This is a genomic window from Verrucosispora sp. SN26_14.1 (assembly GCF_004307965.1).
Lineage (GTDB): Bacteria > Actinomycetota > Actinomycetes > Mycobacteriales > Micromonosporaceae > Micromonospora.
This window is the reverse complement of sequence record NZ_SISL01000320.1, coordinates 1-6,706: the sequence shown is the minus strand read 5'-3', so window position 1 is coordinate 6,706 and position 6,706 is coordinate 1. Positions and strand designations below refer to the sequence as shown.

4 protein-coding genes and 1 pseudogene are annotated in these 6,706 nt (G+C 70.3%); 2 read left to right on the top strand and 3 right to left on the bottom strand.

The window, feature by feature from the left end; translation table 11 throughout:
• Together EYA84_RS23085 and EYA84_RS23080 are read right to left on the bottom strand one after the other, a co-directional pair.
• A pseudogene (locus EYA84_RS23085) lies at positions 1–1,214 on the bottom strand (hypothetical protein); the annotation flags it as partial.
• 3 nt (positions 1,215–1,217) lie between these two features.
• A complete protein-coding gene (locus EYA84_RS23080; protein WP_131055259.1) occupies positions 1,218–1,742 on the bottom strand; it encodes a hypothetical protein in 525 nt (174 codons plus the stop codon).
• 149 nt (positions 1,743–1,891) lie between these two features.
• On the opposite strand from EYA84_RS23080, the gene EYA84_RS23075 reads away from it, so the two are divergent.
• Together EYA84_RS23075 and EYA84_RS23070 are read left to right on the top strand one after the other, a co-directional pair.
• Entirely contained in the window at positions 1,892–2,509 is a 618-nt protein-coding gene (locus EYA84_RS23075; protein ID WP_131055257.1) for a hypothetical protein, read from the top strand.
• Complete coding sequence (locus EYA84_RS23070; protein ID WP_131055255.1) at positions 2,509–4,425, top strand: WXG100 family type VII secretion target; 1,917 nt, start codon at positions 2,509–2,511, stop codon at positions 4,423–4,425. Before EYA84_RS23075 ends, EYA84_RS23070 begins: the two co-directional genes overlap by 1 nt.
• 10 nt (positions 4,426–4,435) lie before the next feature.
• Here EYA84_RS23070 and EYA84_RS23065 read toward each other — a convergent pair.
• Positions 4,436–6,706: discoidin domain-containing protein (locus tag EYA84_RS23065; RefSeq protein ID WP_131055253.1), on the bottom strand; the 2,271-nt coding region annotated here is incomplete at its 5' end.

Sequence of the window (6,706 nt, the reverse complement as noted above, 5' to 3'; positions counted from 1 at the left end):
GGCGGCGCGGGCGCGTCCACTCCGGCCATCGCCGGTCCACCCGGCGTCCGCGAACCGACGGGTGGCGCACCCGCGTCGGCCTTCGGCGGCGGAGTGGTGCGGGCGGGCGGTGGCAGGCTGCTGGCCGCGTTGCCGTTGCCGACCGCCGGTGGCCGACCGTCGGGCTGCGGCACCCCGGCGCGGGGTTGCGGTTGGGCTGGTGGTGGCGTGTTCACCGGGCCGTCGAGGCGGGCCGGTGGCGGTGTGGTCCGCGCCGGCGCGCCGCCGAGCGCCGAGGGTGGGGGTTGGTCGACCGTGGTGGGTCGGGTGGTCCGCGTCGGCGCGGCACCACCGGCGTTTCCCCGCCCACCGACCGGGCGGACCGGTGGCGGCGTCGAACTGGCACTGACCGGGCCCGGCGTCGGGGGCCGGCCACCGACAGCACCGTACGGGGGTGGTGCGCCGAGCGGAGGTCCGTCCGGCGAGCCGACGCCCGGTATGTCGCCGCGACCGGTCCGCACGTCCGGGGTGGGGGTGTCGCTGGGTCGGCCACCGGTGTTCGTGCCGTCCAGGCCCTTGACCGTCGGCACGTCGGTCGACTTCGGCCCACCGCCGCCGACCTTGCCGAGTCCCCGGGTGGAGAGTCCGAACAGACCGCCCAGACCGGCGGCGGCACCGACGCTGATCCAACTCTCGTTGGTGATCTCGAACTTGCCGTCGACGTGCGACGCGATCGCCTGGGCGAAGACCTCGGCGGCAAGTTGGGTGGAACCGAACACGGCCGCGCCGACACCGAACTGGAACGACAGGTTGATGATGGCCCGCAGCGCCGTGGCGAGACCGGCGACCGCCCGCGCCATCGCCGCGACGAGCGCGGCAAGCGCCGGGCCGATCGCGAAACCGACGATGAAACCGAAGAGCAGTCCGAAGATGACGCTCAGGATCGTGACGAGCGACTGTTTGCGGAGCTCTTCGAGCTTCTTGCGGATCTCGTCCGCCATCTTGCGCAACCGTCGGGCCCAGCGGCGACACAACTCGGCGGTGTTGCGGAGGTTCTTCTCAAGATTGGGCAACGTGCGGGTAGCCGCTGCCCGACCGCTACCCTGCCAGTTGCCGACCTGGTTCAGGGCCTTCGCCGGTACGAGGCGCAACCGATCGAGGTCCTCGGCCTTGGCCTCCCACTGCGCGGCGAGCGCATCGAGTTTGTCAGGATCCGGATGGGTGTCGCTCGCCATCCGTCACTCGTTATCCGGCGGCGGCGGCTTGTTCGCGTCGGGATTGTTGGGGTAGAGGGTGTGCACCGGCGACTCGGTCGTGTTGTACGCATCCCCGAGATCGATGGGTGGAGGCGTGCCGCCGTCGCCCTCGCCGTCCTCCTCGGGCGGCAGGTCATCAGCGGGGATGGCGGCGGTGAACTCGTCGAACATCTTGATGACCGTCTTCTCGGCCTCGCCGTAGTTCGACGCGGCAATCGCCGCGATCCCGCACACCTGCGAAATCAGCCCGTAGGTTTCCTGTTCCTGCGATCCGAACAGATCCCACTGCAATTTCTGCAACCGATAGTTGAACTGCTGGACCTCCTCGGCGGTCTCGCCGGCCCAACTGAGTTCGAGGTTCTTCCAGGTGTTACCGATTCGCTCCCACGAGTCGACGACATCGCCCATGAGTTTGACGACTCGCTCCGACCCGATCGTCCACATGCCCTGCGGGTCGACGTTGATGCTCTGGCCGTCGTCGTAGTGTGCGGGCGCACCGCTCCCCATGCTCAGCCCCCCGCCCGCGCACCAATCGGTCTCGTGCCGGAGACGCTAGCATCGGCCCAGCTCAACCGGACCATCTCAATGTTGGTGACGGTGGGCGTCCCCCGAAGAGGGACATCCGTCCGCGAGGACCCGCGTGGTACATGTCTAAGATGGCCGACCCTGAGCTGGACACCTACGTACAGGCGTCGATTAAACACATACCCGAACTGCACATGGAAGAACGCTATGCGCGATCGGTCACCGGCGACAATCTGTTCAACCCGCCCAAGGACGCGGGCGACGAGACGAAGGAACTCGTCGAGCCGACCGTCCGCGCGTTCGGGGTCACGCCCGCCGACCTTCGCGGGGCGCAGAACTACATGCTGAACGAACTCAACACCCAGGTCGACGAGTTCGAGTCGTTCAAGGCGGACGTGCTCAGCAAGGGCGGCTGGATCTTCTACGCCGAGAACGAGGGCGGCGTACAGAACGACCGCGAGATCAGAAGCCACGACGGCGGCAGTCACATCTCGCGGCACACGGTCAAGGGCGAGGACCTCCCGCCGGTCGAGGACCCCAATCCGGATCAGACGCAGATGCTCGTGGACACCCAGCTCTCGCTGCTCAAGGCGGTCGGCGGTTCGATCCAGGCGGTCGCGCAGTACGTCGTCCGGGTCAACAACGCCGCCCAGTTCTATGCCGAGGCCGACAAGCAGTCCTTCGGCGAGACGGTGCCGACCGCACCCGAGTCCCTCCCCCGTGTCGGCGGCCCCGAGGAATCCGCCTGATGACCGGACCGGAGCAGCCGCCGACCAAGGGGCACACGTTCGAGCGGCAGAGCGACGGCTCCGTGGTGACGTACGACGCCAACGGTCAGCCGGTCCAGCAGGTGATGCCGGACGGGCGGGTCTACAGCTCCTTCGACGACGCGGGACGCGCCCGGTACGTGGAGATCCCGCCGTCGGACGGGCAGGCGGCGACGTACGCGCACATCGGCTACCAGGACAACCTGACGATTTTCCGGTACTCCGACAAGTCGGTGCTGACCTTCGACAGTCACAGCCAGGACCTGGTCAGCCAGCGGCTGCCCGACGGCACCCTGTACACCGACTTCAACGCGAACGACCAGCCGCAGTACGTCGAGATCCCGGCCCGCAGCGGCCAGCCGGCGACCAGTGCCGAGATCAGCTACGTCAACGGCAACACCGTCTACACGTACGCCGACGACACCGTCATCACCTACAACGCCGACGGCAAGATGCTCAAAGAGCAACGCGCCGACGGCACGACGTACAGCGACTTCGACGCCGACAACCGGCCGGGCCACATCGACGTCCCCGCCACCGAGGGCCGCCCCGCCACCAGCGCCGAGATCGACTATCAGGGCGGCAACACCGTCTACACGTACGCCGACGACAGCGTCGTCACGTACAACGCCGACGGCAAGATCCTCAGCGAGCAACGCCCGGACGGCACGACGTACAGCGACTTCGACGCCAGCAACCGGCCCGGCCACATCGACGTCCCCGCCACCGAGGGCCGCCCCGCCACCAGCGCCGACATCAGCTACGAAGGCGGCAACACCCTCTACACGTACGCCGACGACACCGTCATCACCTACAACGCCGACGGCAAGATGCTCAAAGAGCAACGCCCCGACGGCACCACCTACAGCGACTTCGACGCCGACAACCGGCCCGGCCACATCGACGTCCCCGCCACCGAAGGCCGCCCCGCCACCAGCGCCGACATCACCTATCAGGACGGCAACACCCTCTACACGTACGCCGACGACACCGTCATCACGTACAACTCCGGCGGCAAGATCCTGACCGAGGAACGTGCCGACGGCACCACCTACAGCCAGTTCGACGCCGACAACCGCCCGCACTACGTCGACATCCCCGCCACCGAGGAACGCCCCGGCGTCACCGCCACAATCAGCTACCGGGACGGCAACACCGTCTACACGTACGACGACGAGAGCGTCGTGACGTACGACTCGGAGGGCCAGATCCTCACCGAGGACCGTGGCGACGGGTGGGTCATCACGTACAAGGACGGGGCGCCGACGTCCGGCGTCAACTCGGAGACCCGGGAGACGGTGACCATCACGCCGACGGCCGGCGGTGGTTTCCAGTGGACCTACTCCGGTGGCACGACCATCTTCCGTAACTCGGACGGTGCGGTCACCAGCATGGAGCAGAACGGCTGGACGTTCACCACCTTCGACTCCGAAGGTCGGCCGACGTACGGCACCCAGGGCACCAAGACGGTCACCATCGAGTACGGCAGCAGCGGCAGCGACATCAAGTGGGCGTACACCGACAACGGCAAGCCCTCGATCACCGTGATCACCAACGCGGACGGTACGCCGATCACCCAGATCAACCCGGACGGCTCCCAGTTCACCTTCGCCGTGGAGCTCGACAAGCTGGCCGACGCCGCCAAGAAGATCGCCACCGAACGGGACGCGCTGGAAGGCAAGCTGAACGAGATCAACAAGGAGTTCCGCACGCTGCGTGACTACTGGATGAGCCCCGCCGGCAAGAACTTCGCGCTGATACTCGATCAGGTCGACGGTCTGAGCGGGCAGGTGCGCGACGTCCTCAACGAGGCGATCCGGCGGATGAAGCACACCCACACGATGTACACCGACGTCGAAGAGCAGAACACCAAGAACCTCACCAGCAACAAACGGTGACTCGCCCTCCTCAGCGCACCTCGAACTCGTGGATCGAGTACCCGTACCCGGGCATCGCCTTGGCCGTGCCGACCATGCGGACGTAGCGGACCGGAGTGCGGGTGACGGCGATGTCGACGGTCCCGCCCGCGCCGCTACCGGTCTGGTAGACCGTCCGCCACGTCCCGCCGTCGGCGGACACCTCGACCCGGTACGCGGTCGCGTAGGCCCGCTGCCACCGCAGCCGCACCTCGGTGACCTGCCAGAGTTCGCCCAGGTCGACGGCGAGCCACTGGGTGTCCGGGGTGAACGCGCTACCCCACCGGGACTCCCGGTCCCCGTCGATCGCGCTCGACGGCCGGTAGATCGTCTCGAAGCTCGACGCGCTGGCGGTCCCGGAGAGGGCCAGGTTCCGTCCCGAACTGTTCACCTGACCCGGCATCGCCGAGGACGCCGCGGGCCGGGGGGTGGCACTCGGTGCGGACGACGGCGACCCGCTGGGTCGGGGCGGGGCCACCGGCGCGGGCACCCGGTCGGTGCCGCCCGTCGACGCCTGGCTCTGCCCGGGAAAGCTCGGGCCGGGGGCCGCACCGGTCTGGCCGCTGCTGCCGGAGGCGGGACTGACCGAGGTGGACGGATCGTCGGCCGGGGTACCGGACGGGTCGGCGGCGACCGGCGTCCCGGCGGAGAACTCCGGAAGACCCTGCGGCGGCGGTACGGCGTACCCCGGCGGTGTGTCGGCGCCGGACGGCTGCCCGTTCGGATTCAGCACGTACCCGCTGGCGACCGCCACTGTCAGGACCGCGACGGCGGTCAGGATCTGGGCCGACAGCCGGGGCTTGCGCCGCCGCCGGGTCTCCGGTCCGGCCGGACCGGACCCGGACGGGTGTCGCCGCTCGTCGTCCGGACCGGCCGGGGGCGAGACCGGCGGACGGGACGCCTCGGTACGCGGTGGGCGCACCGCCTCCGTACCCAGCTTCGGCTCGTCGCGGCGGACCGGACGGACGGCCTCGTGCCGCGCCACCGGACGGATCGGATACTGCGTCGTCGGCTCGGCCGCCGGCGTCGTCGGCGCGGCCACCAGCGCGGGCCCGACCGGGGCGTTCCCGCCGGACGCAGGCGACGCGGTCGTCTCCGGCGACGGCGCGCCCGCCCCGATCGTCCGTCCACCTTCGGGACTCCGCCTCGCGGCCGTCGGGTCCTCCGACCGCTCCGCCGGTGCCGGGACAACCGGGATCGCGCCACCGGACTGCGGGGCGCGCAGCACGACGGTGCGCTGCACCACCGGCGCGGCCGGCTCACCCTGCTCCGGGTCCGGCGTCGGGACCGCGTCGTCCCCGGCCGCCACCGCGAACCGGGCCGGCGACAACTCGACCCGCTGACGGGTCTCGGCGGGCATCCGGCCCAGCAGCGCGCCGAGCACCGGCAACACGTGGTACCGGGGCGGCTTGCCGGGTACGCCCACGAAGATCCGCACTTTGCCGGAGGTCCACGGGTGCGACCGCACGAGGCGTGCGGCGTGCTCCTGCTCGGGTGGCCGCACCCAGAGGCCGGACTGTGTCACCTCGGCCACCCACCGCTCGCCGAGCCGGAAGACGTTCTCCGTCAGCTCCGGGTAGCCGTCGAGTCCGCGTACCGGTCCGACCGGACGGGCCGGACCCTCGGGCGGAAAGCTGAGGGCGGTCGCGATCGGTTCCCAGGTGGCCGCCGAGTGGTCGACGGCGAGACTCGTCGGTCGGCCCTCGGGCGTGAGCGCCGGCAGGCCGGTGTGCACCTGCACCGGGACACCCGTTTCGCGGGCCAGGCTCGTCGCCGCCGCCGCAGTCGTGGTCACCGATCCGTAGGAGGCCAGCACGAGTTGCTGGCGTAGCCGGGACGGGAGCCGGTCGAGGAACTCCACGATGGCGTCCGCCTCCGGCTCCGGCTGCCCGGGCCGCCCGATTAGCAGCACCGGCCGGTCAGCGTCCATCGGCACCCCGTACGCGGGGTCGTCGTAGTCCGGCATCGGGGTGCCCGGCAGCCGACCGAACAGCCACATCCCTGCCGGTACGGGAAGCAGCACCAGCTCACCGGGGCGCGTCGCGGCGCACAGCTCGTCGACGTCGTTCTCCCAGGGCGGCTGCGGGCTGCGATGGCCGGCCGGGGAGGCCACCCCGTCGGGGGTGTGCCGCAGCCAGCCGTCCACCGCGAACAGCGAGCCGCCGGGTACCAGCAGCACCTCGGCCCGGGGGACGTCGAGGGTGGCGGTCAGCTCCCGGGCCAGCCGACCGGCCAGGCCGCGACCGGCCGCCCCGGCCACCGC

Excerpts from the sequence above, each read along its gene's own strand:
- EYA84_RS23080 (WP_131055259.1), bottom strand. The coding sequence starts at position 1,742 with ATGGGGAGCGGTGCGCCCGCACACTACGACGACGGCCAGAGCATCAAC.
- EYA84_RS23075 (WP_131055257.1), top strand. The coding sequence starts at position 1,892 with ATGGCCGACCCTGAGCTGGACACCTACGTACAGGCGTCGATTAAACAC.
- EYA84_RS23070 (WP_131055255.1), top strand. The coding sequence starts at position 2,509 with ATGACCGGACCGGAGCAGCCGCCGACCAAGGGGCACACGTTCGAGCGG.